The organism is Metabacillus rhizosphaerae, from assembly GCF_037201795.1.
In the GTDB taxonomy this organism is placed as follows: Bacteria; Bacillota; Bacilli; order Bacillales; family Bacillaceae; genus Metabacillus; species Metabacillus rhizosphaerae.
The window spans coordinates 891,413-910,449 of record NZ_CP147403.1; the positions used below are offsets into that span (position 1 = coordinate 891,413).

Below are 19,037 nucleotides of genomic sequence, written 5' to 3' on the forward strand. Positions count from 1 at the left end.
ATCTTGTCACATTTATTATTTGATCGATCATCTACTTATCTCTGAAGTTCCAAAGTCTGTTATCGTAATGTTCACGGTGAAATTGATCTGAACTTCACTAAATGTTTTATCCCAATCCTTTTTTATATCCTCCCATAATTTGGGGTGTTTGATTCTTATCTGGTTTCCAAAGCCAGCTACATCGACTTGGTAATCTTCTTGCATTTTCTTTATTACAAGATTCACTAATCGATTGACTTCTTCTTCAGTGGATTTTTCAGCTGTTTTTATAAATGTCTTCATTGGTGTACTCTCGGAAGTTACCCAATTTTCAGAGATGCGTCCTTCAGATTCAATATTGACATCGAAAGAGATATTACTTCCTTTAACATGAGGGGTAATTTTGCTATTCATTGACTCTACCTCGTATAAGATTGGCTGTTTTGTTTCTACATTGAAGGTTTTCACCAAACCACCTTTTCCCTTTCCGGTTAACCATGTTAAACCATCCAATTCTTCTTCATTCAAAAAGCCAAGAAGCATCTTAGTCTTTCCCTCTATGATAGCCGCTCCGGCAAACTTTACTTCTCCTCTAGAAGAGATGACATTTTGCAACAGAAAACTGGACCCAGATTGCATCTTGCTCGTTAATTTAGCAAGTGACAATGGGGGCAAAATCCTTGATGTTCGATATTCATTATCTACTATTCCAATCAAACGGAATGCTGGAATCTCAGTTGTATCAGTTGATTCTAGCGCTTTGCTAGCTTGTCCCTTGGAAATAAGCACAAGGCAGCTTGGTCTAAAATCGTTATCACGTAGAGGGAAATCCAATAATTGCTCCAAACTATATGATCGAACAAGCTCCTCATTGATAACAATCACTTTTAAGTGGTGGCCAATGGGGGGAGCATCTCTTCTCAATGATATTTCACGTACTGATTGAATGAGTGAATCACCGGTTTCAGAAATATTCTTATAAGGCTTTTGATTTGAGCTGCCCCCTTTGCTATCCTGTTCCGATGATGATGATGGCGTAGCAATCTGATACGTTGAAGTAATCAAATCCTTTTTCGAATATCCCCCTCCTTGTTTTTTTAGCTCCTCCTCAATTGGTGACTCTGTTGCTATATCTAACGCCAAACCGGATACGATGCCTAGATCTTCAATTTCAAGGTTGCTCCAGCATCCAGTAAGGAGGAGAAGTGAAAATGTCGGCCAAAGCAAAAGGAACCGCAGATTATGACGTATATTCATGATTTTTTTCCTCTTAATCGAGAAGCTAAGAGTAGGAGCAAAGGAAGTAAGCCAAATGAATACAATGCAATATTACCTAAGATATCCCCAAATTTAAAAAGGTCGTTGATGTTTTTTGGAACCATGGCAATGAGATAAATAACGGGAAGCAGGCCATAGATAAATCGATGAATATCTTTTTTGAAGAGCTGAGCGAGCCCTAAAGAAGCAGCGTAGTATGTGATTGTGAAGGTGGAAAATATTTGCATGATCCAAATCACTAACAACAACGACTCAAATCGCTCAAAGATCAAACCAGGGCTTTCAAAACTTCGAATAAGGTCAATGGACGGCCAGGTTCTTGTGATTACTCCATCAATTGATAACGCACCAATAACCATCACAACTGTGATCATATAAAAGGCTATAGGGATTGAGACCCCAATCAGAACGGCTTTCACCGCTTTTTTTGGTTTTTTCATAAACGCTGTTAGGAGCAGCATGATTTCAGGGCCAATGAATGCGAGAGATGTTGTCTTTATCCCTTTTAATACCGGCATAATTCCTAATCCTAATACCGGGCGTAAATTATCTAGTTCAAATAGTTTAAAACTCATCAGGGAAACCAGCAAAAAAATGATCACGGTAATTGGAAAAATAATTTCAAAAAGACGAGCAATTGGATTAATACCTCCCAATATCAAATAGAGACCCACCCACATGAAGGGCATGATAATCGCCCAGGTAGGAGTGCCTTCTAACAACAAGTACCCTGTGACTTCTGTTAGGGCTCTGACTTCAAATGCCGAGAGAGAAAAAAAGTAAACGATTAAAATCAGACAAAGGAATCCACCAGCCCATTTTCCTATAATCTTCTGACTGTATTGATAAAACGTTTTTTCGGGAAATTGTTGACTTAATTTCACAATGATAACCCCTGCGATCATTGCAATCAGCCCGCCTATAAGAACGCTAATCCAAACATCTGGTGTTTTTACCTTTTCCACAGAGGTTCTTGGTAGGGTGAGAATCCCAGTAGCAAGGATATAATTGCTGATGACGACAGCTGCTTGCGAAGTGGTAATTCGATCTTTCGGACTGAGATTCATCCTTGTTTCACTTCCTTTCGTAGAAGGTTACCTTTTGCGTATTGGGTCTTTTCCATTCAGCATTTTTGGACGACGTTTCATCATTTGAAGCGGCATGCGGACCATAAAATCTTTCCAATCACTTATTTGATAAGGTACCGCAGGACTTACATAAGGAACGCCGAAGCTTTTTAATTTCACTAAATGACTGCATAGGAAGAGAAAAAACAGAATGACACCGTACAATCCAAATAATGCAGCACTAAACATTGCTACAAAGCGAAGGATACGCAATGGAATACCTGCACTATAATTAGGAAGGGCAAAGGAGGAGATAGCGGTTATTGCTACAATGATAACCATAATATTGCTGACAATCCCTGCTTGTACAGCTGCTTCGCCAATAATCAGTCCGCCAACGATTCCCATTGCTGGTCCAATCGGCTTAGGTAAGCGTAGTCCTGCCTCCCTTAAGATTTCAATAGCTATTTCCATAAGCAGTGCTTCGATTAAGGAAGGGAAAGGGACACCTTCTCTAGAACCTATAATCGAAATGGCTAACTTGGTTGGAATCAATCCTGGATGAAAGGAGATAAAAGAAATATATAATGCAGGAGCGAACAACGTAACAATAGCTGCACCAAATCGTAATAGACGTATAAGGGTTCCAGGGATCCACCGTTCATAATAATCTTCTGGCGATTGTAAAAGCATGCTGAATGTAACCGGAGCGATCAATGCGAATGGTGTCCCATCTAACAGGATTGCTACTCGCCCCTCCATCATTGCACTGATTACACGGTCAGGACGCTCCGTACTCTGTACCTGGGAAAAGGGACTTAGATAATTATCTTCGATCAACTGCTCTACATAACCTGATTCAGGTACATCATCTATATCTATTTTCTTAATTCTTTTGATTACCTCATTTACTAATTCTAAGTTTGTAATCTCTTTCATATAGGCGATGACCAGCTCTTTTTTTTCTCGCTTTCCTACTTTGTATTTGGTTAATGTTAAGTTTCCATTTTCACCGCTTCTTCTTAATAGGGCAGTGTTATCGGATAAAGATTCAGTGAATCCCACCCTTGGACCTCTGACTAATGCCTCTGTTAATGGCTCGTTAATATCACGAGTTTTCCCTTTTGTCGTGCCAAGGATAAAGGCATCTGGGGAACCATCAATTAAAAGCGCGGTTGAACCTGTAAATACTTTTGTCACTATTTCTTTTACGTAATTGACAACTTTAACATCACTAATGGAAAGAACCTGATTTATGATAAATTCATTTGAAAATGTACCTTTCACATGAGGAGTTTCCTCTTTAAACTCTTCGCAAAAATCTAGCATCAATGATTTCATTATATGTTTGTCGATGAGATCTCTATCTGACAAACCATCAACAAACATGATTGCAGCACGAATTCCTGTGCGCCCTATGTTTAACTCACGAACATGTACATCTGAGTTATCGGCGATTTCTTGTTTGACAAGCTCTAGGTCCACCGTGAAATCGCCAGTCAGTTGGTCTGTTGAATCCTGAAAAAGGGTAGTATTTTGCTCGTTTTTACTTTGAATAGAAGGATGTAGCCTTTGATTTTTCATTGATGTCCATTTCATCTTCATCACTCTTCCTCTAAAGTACGGGCCCATTTAAAAAATCTTGAAATTGCAAACGGAACGAAAAATGCGATAAATCCTTGAAGAAAAACTTTCCAGTCTGGAAGATAGGAATATACCATTTTCCACATATTAATAATCACCCTTTTAGTAAGTCATACTCCAAATTCTGCAGGTACCGATGTAGAGTAAAGTGCCAATTTCATTAAAAACTGAAGATTCTTCCATTATTATTTGCACGACACTGTGTGTGTATGCAGAATATTACGTATGAACCTGGTGTAGTAATAATAATTTTTATCATGTCAACATTAAGTACAAACAATCGATCAAAACTTGTTAGAAGTTTAACTGCTTTGCTAATCATCTCTTTATTCTTTAAAGACTTTTCCACGATCCTGAAAGTGATATAATGAAAGGGAAAAATGTTAAGTTCAAGGGAGTAATACATAGTATGGACCTTTCAATAACAGCCTCTTTAATCAATCAACCTGAATGGAGAATTATCGACCAATCTAGTCTTGGACCTCAATTTGAGGCTAAGCACTCATTTGCGATTGATGATACATTATGTGCAAGTGTTGGAAAGCATGAATCACCAGCAACTGCGAGAACGTGGGTGCATCATAATACAATCGTCCTCGGTATACAGGATACGAAGCTGCCATATTTAGAGGATGGAGTGAATTTTTTAAAAAACAAGGGCTATCACGTCATCGTAAGAAACTCTGGTGGACTTGCCGTTGTATTGGACAAGGATGTGTTAAACATTTCTCTCATTTTTCCTGATCGTGATAAGGGCATCGACATTAATCGTGGGTATGATGCGATGCTGGATTTAATAAAACGTATGTTAAAGGAAAATGGCAGTCAGGTTGAAGCACGTGAAATTGTAGGATCTTATTGTCCTGGAAGCTATGATCTAAGTATTAATGGAAAGAAGTTTGCTGGTATTTCACAACGTCGACTTCAAAAGGGGATTGCGGTTCAAATCTATCTTTGTGTTGCTGGAAGTGGTGAAGGTCGCGCTGATTTGATCAGACAATTTTATGAAATTTCCTTAAAAAATGAAGAAACAAAGTTTACCTTTCCAAAGATAGATCCGGAAACAATGTCATCGTTAAGTGATTTACTCGGAATTGAACTTACTGTTGAAAAGTTTTTATTTGAGCTATTAACAACATTAAAGAACCATAGTCAGCAGTTGCTGTCATCATCATTGACTGCCCAGGAGCAGCAAATTTTCCAGCAATATTTAGTGAGAATGAATGATCGAAATGACAAAGTCTTTTTGAAAGAGCGCTAGATAAAACTGAGACTAGAGGGATTTTATATGAGTAAAGTTGAAGTAATTGTATTAAATCAAGAAGATGCAAAAATTGCTGAGGCGTATGGAGCGGATCGCTTAGAACTGGTTTCAGCAATTAGTGAAGGTGGATTAACCCCAAGCTTTGGAGCAATTAAGAGTGTCGTAAACAGTGTTAATATCCCTGTTATGGTGATGATTCGTCCTCATAGCTATTCCTTTGTCTATCAGAAGGAAGAATGGGAGATGATGAAAGAAGACATTAAGGCTGCTCGAGAACTAGGTGCTGCAGGGATTGTTTTCGGTGCATTAACGGAAGAAAAATTAGTGGATTTTGAACTGCTTGCAATGGTAGTAGAGGAAGCTAAAGGGCTATCGATTACCTTTCACCGTGCCATTGACGAATCTAACCCACAAGAAATCTATCAATCCTTATGCGGGTCTCCTTATAAGATTGATCAGGTGCTAACTTCTGGGGGGAAACCAACAGTAATGAAAGGATTGGATATGTTATGCAATTTGATGAAGGAGTCTGTACAAAGTACTGAAAATCCTGTTATTATGCCAGGTTCAGGGCTTGATCAAAACAATATACAGTTTATCCATCAAACCTTGCAGGCGAAAGAATATCATTTTGGCTCAGGTGTCCGAATCGAAGGGGATTTTCGTCAATCAATTAATGGAAGAATCCTTCAGAAGATAAAAGATATCATTGTAAGCTAAGCTTGATGTGAAATTGAATCGTTTGAATAGTTCAGAGAAAAGAAATAAAGGTTAGCTGCTAAATAAAGCATTTATACTGACCTTTACACTCATAATGTGAATCTGATAAAACAAATAATTTTAAAAGTATAAGCTTAAGGAAACCTTTCTATGTGAGGGGTTTTCTTTTATTTTATTAGGAAGATTGTCAAATACAACATAGATAGAAAAAGATACATATTTTAAGTTTTGTTTCATGTTATTACTATTAAGCTAAGTAAAATGCTTCAAAACTGATTTACGATCTACCAAAAAACCTTTTGTAATTAGAACAAATTGGCCATTAAGTAGGTTGTTTTATCAAAGTAGGAGGAGAAAAATGGAGTTTAAAGTAATGACCTTTAATTTACGTGTGGATAGTCCTGATGATAATGATAATGCATGGTCCTACCGTGCTGACAAGATTGCTGAAATGATAATAAAACACGATCCTATCATCTTTGGAATTCAAGAAGGAATTTATTATATGTTAACTGACCTTGAGGAACGTCTATGCAACTATCATTGGCTTGGAAAAGGTCGTGATGGGGGAAATAAGGGTGAATTTTCAGCGATTTTTTTTAAAAAAGATATTGTAACTGTTGTCGACGAAGGACAATTTTGGTTATCTGAAAAACCAAATGTACCGGGCAGCAAAAGTTGGGGAACAGAATGTCCGCGCGTTTGTACATGGGGGCATTTTAAATTACAGCAAGAAACTGAAAGTGAATTCTGTTTTTATAATACTCACTTGGATCATATAAGTCAGGAAGCAAGGGAAAAGGGTATTCAGATGATTTGGGACACAATGAACACTCATCGCCAACAAAAGGCTAGACCTGCGTTTTTAACAGGTGATTTGAATGCACCGCCTCAAAACAACGTTATTAAGTTTTTAAATGATAAAGAAGAGATCGTGAATTCTTATAACATTTTCGAAGGTAATGTTGGATCTACTTTTCATAATTTTTCAGGTGGAAAAGAGGGTGATCCAATCGATTATATCTTCGTCACAAAAGACATTTATTTACAGAATACGATTGTTGATAGAAGTAAGGTAAATGGTGGTTTTCCTTCTGATCACTATCCAGTTATTCTAAAGTCTTCTATTCAATTATAAGAAAATGATTTTGGTTTTCCTTGATTTACGGTTGATTTAATTTGCATAATTGCTGGGCGGGGTTAATCTTACGACAAACATAAAATACTCTCAATATGTGCAATTTCATTTTTCTTTTTGTGAAATTTTATAAAAGGGTAGTGCGTTAAGTATTAATTCAGTAAAATGCACTCGGATTGTAAGGGTTTACATACTGCTGATAAATCTACATATTTACGGTTTCTGTCTGCAACAGATATTATGGAAGGCGATATTTATAGGAAACTACGAGATTATTGGAGGTAAATAGAAGTGAGTACAGTTACAAATGAGAAAAAATATGAAAATTGGCCATCACAATATGGGAATCCGGAATGGTTTATTCATGATCGTTTCGGTTTATTTATCCATTTTGGGCTCTATTCACCAGCAGCTCGTCATGAATGGGTTATGACACACGAGAAAACACATCCGAATACATATCGCAAGTATTTTAACCATTTTGAGCCAGATCTATTAAATGCTAAGGAATGGGCTCATGCCGCTAAACAAGCAGGTATGAAATATTTTGTTATCACAACGAAACATCATGAAGGCTTTGCATTATGGGATACAAAGCTAAGCGAGTATAAAGTGACAAACACCCCGATAAAAAGAGATCTATTACGTGAAATCATTGATGCTTTCAGTGAAGAGGGTTTAAAAGTTGGACTCTATCATTCATTAATAGATTGGTATCATCCAGAGTTTACGATTGATGGGTTGCACCCTCAACGAGATGATGAAGATTTCAAAAAGGAAAATACTGATCGTAATATGGATAAGTATGTGGAGTTTATGCATGGACAGGTTCGGGAATTATTAACGGATTACGGAAAAAATTGATTATATTTGGTTCGATTTTTCTTATCCACACCGTGACTGGGGATGGGCTAAAGGGAAAGGGGAGAATGATTGGCAGTCTAAGAAACTGGAAAAGATGGTGCTAGATCTTCAGCCTAATATTCTCATCAATGACCGCCTTGATTTAAATCGCGGTGTTATAACCCCGGAACAGTATCAGCCAAATGAACATGTCGAAAAAGATGGCCATCCAGTCATTTGGGAAGCATGCCAGACAATGAATGGAACATGGGGTTATCACCGTGATAATCTTGACTGGAAATCTACTGAAGTGCTGCTCAAAATGTTAATTGATACTGTCTCAAAAAATGGAAATTTGCTTATGAATGTAGGGCCAAATGGACGAGGGGAATTTGATAGCCGTTCCATAGAGCGTTTGCAGGAAATTGATGAATGGATGAGATTGCACTCCCGTTCGATATATGGAGCAAAGCATAGTGAATACAAGCCACCGCTTGACTGTCGCTATACACAAAATGGAAATCGCTTGTACCTCCATATTTACTCATGGCCATTCCGTCATCTTCATTTAAAAGGTTTAGCTGGAAAAGTAAAATATGCTCAGCTTCTAAATGATGCATCAGAGGTCCATTTTAGAGAATTTGATCCTGAAGAAGTCATTACAAGTACAGAAACAAAAATTGATATTGATTCAGTTGTTTTAGAACTTCCTGTGCAAAAACCAGATGTACTTGTACCCGTTGTTGAGATTTTTATTATAGATTAACTATACTAATTTTTTAGAATGATAGAAGGATATAGACACATGACAAGCTTTAAGCATGAGTCCTGTCAGTTCAAAGATTACATTAAGTAAAAATGGGGGTTATTATTTATGGGTAACATCGTTATTTTCTATGATTCTAGTTTTCCAATAGATGGTCACAGACCGAACAGCTCTTTTTTTGGAAACTTTAATAATGAAATAATCGTTGCAGATGCTCTTTCTTTAAAGGAAGTTTTAGCAAATAATGAAGTGGACTGTTTTGTAAATATGCATGGTCCCTATTTCCCAAAAAGTGCTTGGCAAGCAATATATGATCATCTTAAAAGTGGTAAAGGAATCGTACATATTGGCGGAATTCCATTTCGGATTCCTTGTTATATGACGAATGGCAATTGGGAAAGGGAGCGTGTGCAAACAGCTTACCATCAGCAATTAAATATACATGAAGCTTTGCATGTTAAATCCGAACCGATTGCTTCTTTGCAGCATAATGAGGATATTCCTGTGTTCTCCGGTAAAGAGGAGCTATTTCCAATTGCGGATACCTGCAACTTTGTGCTGCATGTGACAAAATCCAGTGCAATTGAGTCTGAAATGGGTTCAGTAGGTCCGATGGATGCACGTATTTATCCGTTGCTTAAAGGTGTTTCAAAGAGCGGGCGTGAAGTAGCAGCACCTAGTGTCCTAATTGAAAATACAAAAGGGAATTTCACCGGAGGACGCTGGCTCTTCATTAATCAGAAGGTTAATGAACAATTTTGGACAGAAAAAGGCGCAAAGGCTATCGAGGAATTAGTTTTGTTTGTAACAAATGGAGTAACTGAAATGTGGTTGAAAACGAACTATGCAACGTATGATGAAGGGGAACGTCCAAAAGTAACCTATCAATTGCAGTCGTTTAAAAGCGAAACAACAGAATGGACATTGACATTTACTGTTAAAAAGAATAAAGAAGAAGTCTTTTCTAATATAGAAATCGTAAAAGCTTCCCAACAATTGAATGCCCTTTCTTTTATTTTGCCAATCGATATTATGCCAGGATTGTATGATCTAACATGTCATGCTGTATCAAGCAAAGGTGAAACACGATTACTTCATCAAGGTTTCTGGGGCATGGATACGACGCTTTTAACAATAGGTGTTCCATTAACATGTGATCGAGACTATTTTCAAAAAGATGGACGCCCAATGCCAATTGTTGGCATGACGTATATGACATCAGATGTTGCTCGTTACTTCCTATTCTTACCTAACCCTTATATTTGGGATAGGGATATGGCACAAATGAAGCGCGCAGGTATAAATTATATTCGTACAGGGATTTGGACTGGATGGCGCAACATGATGTTTGTCGATGGTCATGTGGATGAAAATGTGCTGCGTTCCATTGATGCTTTTATCCTATGTGCGAAAAAACACGATCTTGAAGTAACATTTAATTTCTTTTCCTTTACACCGGAAACATGGGAAGGAGAAAACCCATACCTTGACCCGCGAAGTGTTGAGGCGCAAAAACGTTTTATTACGTCAATCGTTTCAAGGCATACGGAAACGACCAATATTCAATGGGATTTAATTAATGAGCCTTCATTGTTTGATCCGGGCCGTACATTCTCAGGCCCTAGGTCAATTCATGATAAGTATGATCGTAAAGCATATAGAGAATGGCTTAAGAAACGTCATAGCTCCATTCGCGAACTTCAGGAAAAATGGAACATGACAGAACAGGAACTGCCATCTTTTGATGTGATTGATCCACCTGAGCCGAGTGAGATCAACTTTGGAATCAAAGATATGCTTTTTGGGAAAAAAGGCTTAAAATGGCTAGATTATACGTTGTATACGATGGATATGCATAACAAATGGGCAAAAGAGCTGACAGAAACAACTAAGCGATTAGCGCCAAATCAACTTGTTACGGTTGGACAGGATGAAGCCCTTGGCTCACAGCGGCCATCACCGTTATTTTATTGTGATGCGGTTGATTATACAACGAACCATACATGGTGGCTGCTCGATCAATTAGTCTGGGATGGAATTTTCACTAAAACTCCTACTAAGCCAAACCTGATTCAGGAAACGGGAATTATGTATGTGGAAAATCCAAATAATCAAGCAAAAAGAAGTGAAGAGGAATTGCGTAACATACTTGAAAGAAAATATGCTTATTCCTTTTCTACTGGTGGCGCTGGTGCTGTGCAATGGCTCTGGAACACAAATTACTTTATGAATAATATTAATGAATCAAATATCGGGGCAATTCGTGCTGACGGTACCGAAAAGCCTGAAGCAAACGTTTCTTATGATTTCGGTACGTTTATAAATGATACACGTGATTTATTCAAAGGCAGAGAACTGGAAGAAATAGCTGTCGTATTCCCATACTCAAATGATTTCTCAAATCGCAGACTAGCATTAGATGCAACGATGAAGCTTACGAGAACATTGGCTTATGAGATGAATACACCATTTCGTGCATTAAGCGAATACCATCTTGATGCATTAAAAGACGAACCGCCAAAATTAGTTGTTGTTCCTAGTCCGCACAATTTTAGCAGCAGTGCACTCACTAACATTTTAGAAGTCGTAAAAGAACAAGGTATAACACTATTATTTACAGGACCTATAAACTTAGATGAATATTGGCACGAAACAGGACGAATGACCGATATCATTGGAGCAACTAGCAATGAAAATATCCTTCGTGAGGAAATGCTTGAAATAAATGAAAAACATTATCCAGTTTCATTTGGTGGAGAACGAATTGCTGAAGCAATGAAAGAGGTTTTGAGCTCTGAGAGAAATTCAACTGCAATAAAGGAAATTTCATACGGGAAAGGTGAAATTATCTGGTGTTCATTACCCGTCGAACTAAATGAACGAAGTGAGCCGATCATCGCTTTATACGAATATGTTATAGAAAAGGCAGGAGTCCAAGAACAGCTGGATTGGCAAAAAGGGGATATGCCAGGCAATTACGGGAGAAAACTCTCTTTTGAAAATGGTTCTTTATTTATATTTGTGTCCGAATTTTCGGGAGATACCTATGTTAAAATTAAGGATCATGAATCAAATAGAACCTATTCATTTTTACTGGAGACTGAAAGAACGGTTATGTTTGCCACAGATAAAAAGGGGAATATCATCTCTGTTTATCGTCCTGATGAGGTTGAAATTATATACTGAGAAAGTATATTTGTTTCATTTATCTGGAAAAAAGAACGATAAAAACTAATTTTGTGATATAATAATTACAAATAAGAACAAACCATCGGGTGTAAATGATCACTTTGTGAAATAAGCTTTAGAAAATGATGTTAGACAATATTAAAAGAAATCGACAAATTAGTCGGTTTCTTTTATCATCTCTCTGTTTTTAAACTACTGACAAACAAATTGGTAGCGTATTCTTGAGATGGGGAAGTGACTGCTATGACAACTTTAAATGGTTTTTTTTATGGGTGTATGATATAGGGAATTGGTTAGCTAAAGTAATGTGTCTGCACTTCCTGTGGATCATATTTTCATTACTTGGCTTGGGGGGATTTGGAATATAGCCAGCAACGGCTGCACTATTCTCCGTTATACATACGTGGTTTGAAGGAGATTTTGATATTCCAATATTCAAGAAATTTTATACTGTATATAAAACTCAGTTTTTAAATCGAATAGGATGGGAATTATTTTGATTGGGTTACTTAGGGATATTTTTCTATATTGATAGGAACATTTCAGAACAGTACATTTAATCCTTTTATGTTCATCTTTTTTCCTAATTATTATTTTCCTGTATTTTACATACGGTAATGTATTTCTTTCTTGTATTTGTACGTTATGAACTCAAACTTCAATTGTATTTTAAACAATCGCTTTTTATTGCACTTGCTTGGTTTGCATATCGAGAGTGTGTTCAACTAGAGGAAAAGAGACTAACTTAAAAATTAACTATTTTATACAGAGATATAGGGGGGAGGAATGTGTTTCGTAATAGAATTAAATCTCGACTATTATATAAATATATCGTCTCCTATCTACTTGTTTTTCTTGTTCCTTTTCTTATCATGAGCACTATTATTTATTATAATTCTGTATCCAGCCTGCGTCAGGAAATTGAACAATCAAATATAAATAAACTAGAACAAGTAGAAAAACTAACAAACGAGCGAATGAAAGAATTAGAAACTCTTGCAGCAAGAATTTCATATGATCCTAGGCTTACTCCGTATATGATCAGTCATGGCTATTACAGTGGAGAAGCAATTGATGAATTAAAAAAATATAAAGCAAACAGTTCAATCATTGAAGAACTATTTGTTTATTATCATGATGATGAGACAATATATTCCACTAGCGGTTCATTTACTATAGATGCTTTAATGCAAAAAAAATATCGGTTTGGTGAATGGGGAAAAGAAGACCTTATCAGTGATTTGCATACGAAATTGCCATTCATAAAGACTGTTAACAATGTAGTGGTTAAGAATGATTACAATGATAAACATGAGAATATGATTGCTTATTTATTTCCGATAGCTCCAAACAATCCTCAGCCTTATGGTACAGTTATGTATTTTATAGAGGAATCGACGATGACAGATTTGATTCAAAACATATTAGGTGAAACTGAAGGTAATGTCTATATTTTCAATGAAAATAATCAGACTATTGCATCTGCCATTAATGATGAACCAATTAGTGAAGAAGACTTAGAGTCACTTTCTTTAGATAATTACGGGGTTAATAATATTAAATTAAATGGAAAAGATTATTCACTTGTGTCTGTTAAATCGGAACTAAGTGGCTGGAAGTTTATAACGTTGATGGAGGATAAGCAATTTTTTAAACTGCTAAACAATACGACGATATTGATCTTTGCCATGTTAATTGTCCTTTTAATTGTTGGCTTTGTATTAGCTGTAATACTTGGGAAAAATCAATATAAGCCGATTCAAAACCTGTTTGAAATAACAAACATGGGCAGAAAGAAAACAGCTGATCTGGAAGGCGGAAATGAATTAGAGACCCTTCGCAAGACGATAACACATGTATTTGAAGACCATCAGATTTTGAATGAAACGATGTTTATGCAAAAACCTTTTGCCAGGGATCAATTTTTAGTGAAACTATTAAAAGGTAATATTAGTGATGGAAAAGAAATAAATTCATTGCTGCATTCGTTAAATATTCAAATGAAGGATGGGCACTACTTTGTGACGATCGTATATTTTGAAAAAGGAACCTTTATAGAGGACAATTTGGAAGAGAGGGAAAAGGTTTTTAACACCTTATCGAATATTTCGCTGGGAAACGCCACGGCACATGGCATTGATTTGTTTTATAATGATGCTATGGCACTAATTGTAAGTATGGATCAAGTAGCAAAAGATGCTAACAAAGAACGTCAAAAGCTTGTGCCGCAGATTCAGCAGTATATTCATGAAACTTGCCTTTTTGATCCTACTATTGGGGTGGGCGGGCTTTACGAAGAAAAAAACCTGATAAACCGATCCTATATTGAAGCCCTTGCAACAATGGAATATAAATTTGTAAAGCCACAAGGCAGTATCATCTATTTTGAGGAAATCAGTATACACCCGGAACAGTCACTTGGATATCCGATCGAAGAACAAATGAAGCTTGTCCAAAGTTTAAAGCAAGGGGACCAGATTGTCGCTGCTGAAACATTAAGTAACATGTTTAAAAATCTGGCTGATAAAGATCTGTCTATCCAGGTGTTAAAATGCATCTGCTTTGATATTATCAATGCTATTGTGAAAACAATTTCTGAAATGGGATTGAGTAAAGACATCCAGGATTTTAAAGCAATAGCAGATTTTAATTCGATAGAACAATTGCACAAACAGCTGCACGAGTTAGTTTTAACGATATGTGAAGAGGTTGATGGCAAGAAAGAAAGCCATAATGATAAACTGCGAAATGATGTTTTGGATTATATTAGAGACAACTATAATATGTATGAGCTATCTTTGGAAAGTATTGCGCTTGAATTTCAACTATCTGTATCGTATCTTAGTCGCTTTATAAAAGGACAAACGGGTGTTACATTTACGCAATATTTACAGGATCTCCGCATGGAAGATGTAAAGAGACAATTAAGGGAAACAGATAAGCCAATTAAAGAAATCGTCGTTCAAGTAGGTTATTTGGATGTTGCGAATTTTACCCGGAAGTTCAAGAAAATAGTTGGTGTAACACCTGGACAATATCGTAATTTAAACAGGTAATCGAATACATGAATGACTTAGGCTATGATTTTTATTAAAATCATGGCCATTTTCATTTCTTATTTACGAGAAAGGAATTAGTTTCGTTCATGGTAAATTTTTATCAGCAGTATTTTCCTTAAAATACTGTTGCAAAAGCATTTTAGTAAAAATGTAAAGGTATACATATCGAAGTGAAATTGACATATTGCAAGAGTTAGTTGCAAAGTGTTGAAATGTAAGCGGAATCTTAGTCGTCATTATTCATAAAGAGGAGGATAAATGTGTCTAATAATAAGCCCAATATTCTTTTTATTTTAACAGATCAACACCGTGTTGATACTTTAAAAGCTTATGGAGGGAAAACTTGCAAAACACCAAATATTGACCTTTTGACAGAGGAAAGTGTGGTCTTTAATGGTGCATATGCCAGTTGTCCTGTTTGTACACCTGCCCGTGCTTCACTTCAAACTGGATTATACCCTCACAATCATGAAATGAGAAACAACACCTATGAACCAGGGTGTAAATTTAACGAATTACCAAATTCACCAGAATTACTTAGCAATAAACTTAAAAAGCAACACTACAGTTTAGGTTATACAGGTAAGTGGCACCTAGGATTCGGACCTACCGAAGTTGGATATGATGGGGATGATTTCCCAGGCCATGGTGCAGGTGGACATGATTATGTACAATATCACGATTACTTGAAAGAAAAAGGTCAAGAAGTTAAGTTAGAAAATAAAATAACTGGACATTATAAAGGACATTGGGCAGCTGAAGTCGTATCTCCTGTTGAAACAACCGTGGAATATTTTTTAACAGATCGAGCCATTCACTATATCGATCAATTCAGACAAAAATCTAATCCTTTTTATTTCCAGTTGAACTTTTGGGGTCCTCATGAACCCTATATTGCACCTACAAAATATTTAGACTTATACCGTAATCTTGAAATTGAACCTTGGCCTAATTTTTACGATAAATCCACGAACAAGCCCACCATTCATAAAGTGAAACGCTCTGGTACAACTGAATGGAAAAAGTTTGAACCGTATATAAAGCATTATTATGCTAACGTTAGTTTGATCGATGAACAAATTGGCAGACTTCTCAACTATTTAAAGGAGCATGGTCTATATGAGGATACAATCATCATTTTTTCTGCGGATCATGGAGAATCCCTTGGTATCCATGGAGGATTATGTGATAAAAACTTTTTTATGTATGAGGAAACTTGTCGAATTCCACTGATCGTTAAGCCTGCAAAAAAATTGGAACAGACGAGATATGAAGATCGTTTCGTTGGAACCTGTGATATTTACTCTAGCATACTTGATTGGTCAGGAGTTCCTGAAGAAGAAATAAATAGAGACGGAAGATCGTTTGTTCCTCTTGTAAATAATGAAAATGTTAATGACTGGCCAGACCATGTCGTCACTGAAGGAAACGGTCTTGCAGAAATATTGTACACACAGCGTATGATCCGACATGGTCATATGAAGTATGTCTTTAATTGTGGGGATACGGATGAATTATATGATCTGCAAAATGATCCTTACGAACTTATAAACGAGATTGAAAATCTTGCATACAAAGACACACTCCAACCATTGAGGGAACTGTTGGCAGATTGGATGGAAAAGCATAATGATCGAGTTTTAGAGCAATACAAGGATTTATGCAGGTGATTCAAAATATAGAGGATTGTTAAATTTTACAATCCTCTGAATCCTTTGGTTTACCCCCATCGTAACAAGTTTAATCATCTATGCTTCTATTAAATTAGTATCTCATTTTGTGTAGGTGGGCATGGATAATTCATGAACATCTTAAACTTCTGGGGTTATTTAAAGAATGAGCACTAAGTATAATAAGTTTTTAATTTATAATTAGTTATTCCCCAAAAACACTGCTACAAATGCATTTAGCAGGAATGTAAAGGCATACATATTGGTGCAAGAGTGACATATTACTAGAGTTGCAAAGGCTTAAAATGTAAGCGGAATCATGGATGTTTTTATCGCCTTGACAAGCTTAATAGAAATAACATATTGATTACATTTCCTAAAAAACGCTAGTATGAAAGCAGTTACATAAGAAGCCAGAGGGAGGGTTTATTGAATGAGTTCAAGTACGGCAACTTCTCCATTACAACAGGAAGAAGAATTTAATAATGGATCTACGAAACCCATTAAATTAAAGCGAAAAAACCCTGAAAAAATGAAAAGGAAAAGAAAGATCTTACAAAATTGGCAGCTTTACCTTTTTGTATTGCCAGCATTTTTATACTTTTTAATCTTTCATTATATTCCAATGTACGGGGTGCAAATTGCATTTAAAAATTTCATTCCAACTTTAGGAATTTGGGGAAGCGAATGGGTTGGATTTGATCATTTTATTAGATTCTTTGAATCCTATTATTTTTGGGATTTAATCAAAAATACTTTAGGAATAAGTGTCTACGAATTAATTGTTGGTTTTCCATTACCGATTATTTTAGCTTTGGCATTAAATGAGGTAAAAGACAGTTTATTTAAGCGGACTGTACAGACGGTAACATATGCCCCTCACTTTATTTCAGTTGTTGTTATGTCCGGGATGATCATAGCATTTCTTTCTCCGGCGACAGGTATCATAAATCATGCTATTCAATTACTAGGTTTTGAACCTATTGCATTTTTGAGTGAACCTGCTTGGTTTAAAACGGTATATGTATTATCAGGTGTATGGCAAAGTACAGGTTGGGGAACTATTATTTACCTTGCCGCTCTTGCTGGGGTAGATCCACAGCATCATGAAGCTGCAATTGTTGATGGTGCAACACGTTTTCAGCGGATCTGGCATATAAACATTCCGGCAATTGTTCCAACAATGATCATCTTACTAATTATGAACGTTGGAAGTATCATGGCGCTGGGATTTGAGAAAGTTTTACTATTACAAAATCCACTTAACCTTGAGTCTTCGAATGTGATTGCGACATTTGTTTATCAAGCAGGTTTATTAGATGCACAGTATAGTTTTGCATCAGCAGTTGGACTGTTCAACGCAGTTATAAATGCAATTTTACTAATAACAGTAAATAAGATCGCGAAAAAAACCAGTGAGACAAGCCTATGGTAAGAGGAGGTAGATAAAAGATGAATTCTTCAATACACGAAACGAAAACAGATAAACTATTTAAGGCGTTTGTTTATGTTTTTCTTACTGCTGCACTAGGGATCGTACTTTATCCATTGATTTATATTGTTAGTGCATCCATAAGTAATCCTGCAGCTGTAAACTCAGGGGAAGTGTGGCTTTTTCCGAAAGATATTACATTTGAAGGCTACAAGCTAATTTTTGAAAATGGCGCTATTTGGAGAGGGTATCTCAATACAATTTTTTATACTGCTTTAGGTACTTTCATTAACTTAGCAGTTACGATACCAGCAGCATATGCAATGTCACGTAAAGATTTTGCAGGCAGAAATATTCTCATGGGTATGTTTGTTCTGACGATGTTCTTTAGTGGCGGGTTGATTCCAACTTACTTAGTTGTAAAAAATTTGGGGCTTATTGACACAATTTGGGCAATGGTTTTACCAAATGCAGCAGCAGTATGGAATATCGTTATTGCACGCGTGTTTTTCCAAACGTCCATACCAAGAGAATTGGAAGAGGCAGCGATCATTGACGGAGCCTCAAATTTTAAAATGTTTATCAAAATAATTTTACCATTATCTGCACCAATTATAGCTGTTATGGCGTTATTCTATGGTGTTGGCCACTGGAATGGGTATTTTAATGCATTAATCTACTTATCTGACAAAGAAATGTTCCCGCTTCAATTAGTTTTAAGAGAAATACTAGTATTGCAGGAAATGTCATCACAAAACACAAATCTGACAGGCAGCATGGCAGAGGCGTTGCATAGTAAGCAGCAACTTGCTGCAATTATTAAGTATGGAGTGATGATTGTCTCTACGCTTCCAATTATTATTGTCTATCCATTTTTACAACGCTATTTTGTTAAAGGTGTTATGATTGGCTCTCTGAAAGGGTAGGGAGCATGGCCTTTTTAACATTATGTGATAATTTAAGGAGGTGATCAGGTAACAAAACATAT

At 36.4% G+C, this 19,037-nt stretch carries 15 protein-coding genes; 11 read left to right on the forward strand and 4 right to left on the reverse strand.

The genetic code is table 11. The features are described from left to right. Positions 1–27 precede the first annotated feature (27 nt). From WCV66_RS04375 to WCV66_RS04390, 4 genes are read right to left on the reverse strand one after another with little or no spacing between them, the layout of a single operon-like run. A complete protein-coding gene (locus tag WCV66_RS04375; protein ID WP_338788005.1) occupies positions 28–1,236 on the reverse strand; it encodes a Ger(x)C family spore germination protein in 1,209 nt (402 codons plus the stop codon). Further along, entirely contained in the window at positions 1,233–2,324 is a 1,092-nt protein-coding gene (locus tag WCV66_RS04380; protein WP_338788006.1) for a spore germination protein, read from the reverse strand. The genes WCV66_RS04375 and WCV66_RS04380 overlap by 4 nt, the downstream gene beginning before the upstream one ends. 27 nt (positions 2,325–2,351) lie before the next feature. Next, positions 2,352–3,929, reverse strand: a complete 1,578-nt coding sequence (locus WCV66_RS04385; RefSeq protein ID WP_338788007.1) for a spore germination protein — start codon at positions 3,927–3,929, stop codon at positions 2,352–2,354. Continuing rightward, entirely contained in the window at positions 3,929–4,054 is a 126-nt protein-coding gene (locus tag WCV66_RS04390; RefSeq protein ID WP_260445673.1) for a hypothetical protein, read from the reverse strand. Before WCV66_RS04390 ends, WCV66_RS04385 begins: the two co-directional genes overlap by 1 nt. 323 nt (positions 4,055–4,377) lie before the next feature. Between WCV66_RS04390 and WCV66_RS04395 the strand changes: the two genes are divergently transcribed. The 11 genes from WCV66_RS04395 (at position 4,378) to WCV66_RS04440 (ending at position 18,975) form a co-directional block, all read left to right on the forward strand. Continuing rightward, complete coding sequence (locus WCV66_RS04395) at positions 4,378–5,229, forward strand: biotin/lipoate A/B protein ligase family protein (protein WP_338788009.1); 852 nt, start codon at positions 4,378–4,380, stop codon at positions 5,227–5,229. Positions 5,230–5,256: 27 nt separating this feature from the next. Further along, positions 5,257–5,952 (forward strand): copper homeostasis protein CutC, encoded by a 696-nt coding sequence (locus tag WCV66_RS04400; protein ID WP_185653831.1) that lies wholly within the window; start codon positions 5,257–5,259, stop codon positions 5,950–5,952. Positions 5,953–6,310: 358 nt separating this feature from the next. Further along, positions 6,311–7,090, forward strand: a complete 780-nt coding sequence (locus WCV66_RS04405; protein ID WP_338788012.1) for an endonuclease/exonuclease/phosphatase family protein — start codon at positions 6,311–6,313, stop codon at positions 7,088–7,090. Positions 7,091–7,381: 291 nt separating this feature from the next. Next, positions 7,382–7,954, forward strand: coding sequence for an alpha-L-fucosidase (locus WCV66_RS04410; protein ID WP_338788013.1), 573 nt, complete (start codon positions 7,382–7,384; stop codon positions 7,952–7,954). 4 nt (positions 7,955–7,958) lie between these two features. Beyond that, entirely contained in the window at positions 7,959–8,699 is a 741-nt protein-coding gene (locus WCV66_RS04415) for an alpha-L-fucosidase (RefSeq protein WP_338789395.1), read from the forward strand. A 108-nt stretch (positions 8,700–8,807) separates the two neighbouring features. Beyond that, positions 8,808–11,885, forward strand: coding sequence for a beta-galactosidase (locus WCV66_RS04420; protein WP_338788014.1), 3,078 nt, complete (start codon positions 8,808–8,810; stop codon positions 11,883–11,885). A 398-nt stretch (positions 11,886–12,283) separates the two neighbouring features. Continuing rightward, entirely contained in the window at positions 12,284–12,388 is a 105-nt protein-coding gene (locus WCV66_RS26785; protein WP_413789657.1) for a hypothetical protein, read from the forward strand. A gap of 288 nt (positions 12,389–12,676) precedes the next feature. Next, positions 12,677–14,944, forward strand: coding sequence for an AraC family transcriptional regulator (locus WCV66_RS04425; RefSeq protein WP_338788015.1), 2,268 nt, complete (start codon positions 12,677–12,679; stop codon positions 14,942–14,944). Between the two features lie 263 nt (positions 14,945–15,207). Next, on the forward strand, positions 15,208–16,617 hold the full coding sequence (locus tag WCV66_RS04430) for a sulfatase-like hydrolase/transferase (protein WP_338788016.1): 1,410 nt from the start codon (positions 15,208–15,210) through the stop codon (positions 16,615–16,617). A gap of 532 nt (positions 16,618–17,149) precedes the next feature. After that, entirely contained in the window at positions 17,150–18,052 is a 903-nt protein-coding gene (locus tag WCV66_RS04435) for an ABC transporter permease (protein ID WP_338789396.1), read from the forward strand. 17 nt (positions 18,053–18,069) lie between these two features. Beyond that, the gene (locus WCV66_RS04440; RefSeq protein ID WP_338788017.1) at positions 18,070–18,975 is read left to right on the forward strand and encodes a carbohydrate ABC transporter permease; all 906 of its coding nucleotides are present in this window, start codon (positions 18,070–18,072) and stop codon (positions 18,973–18,975) included. Positions 18,976–19,037: the final 62 nt, after the last annotated feature.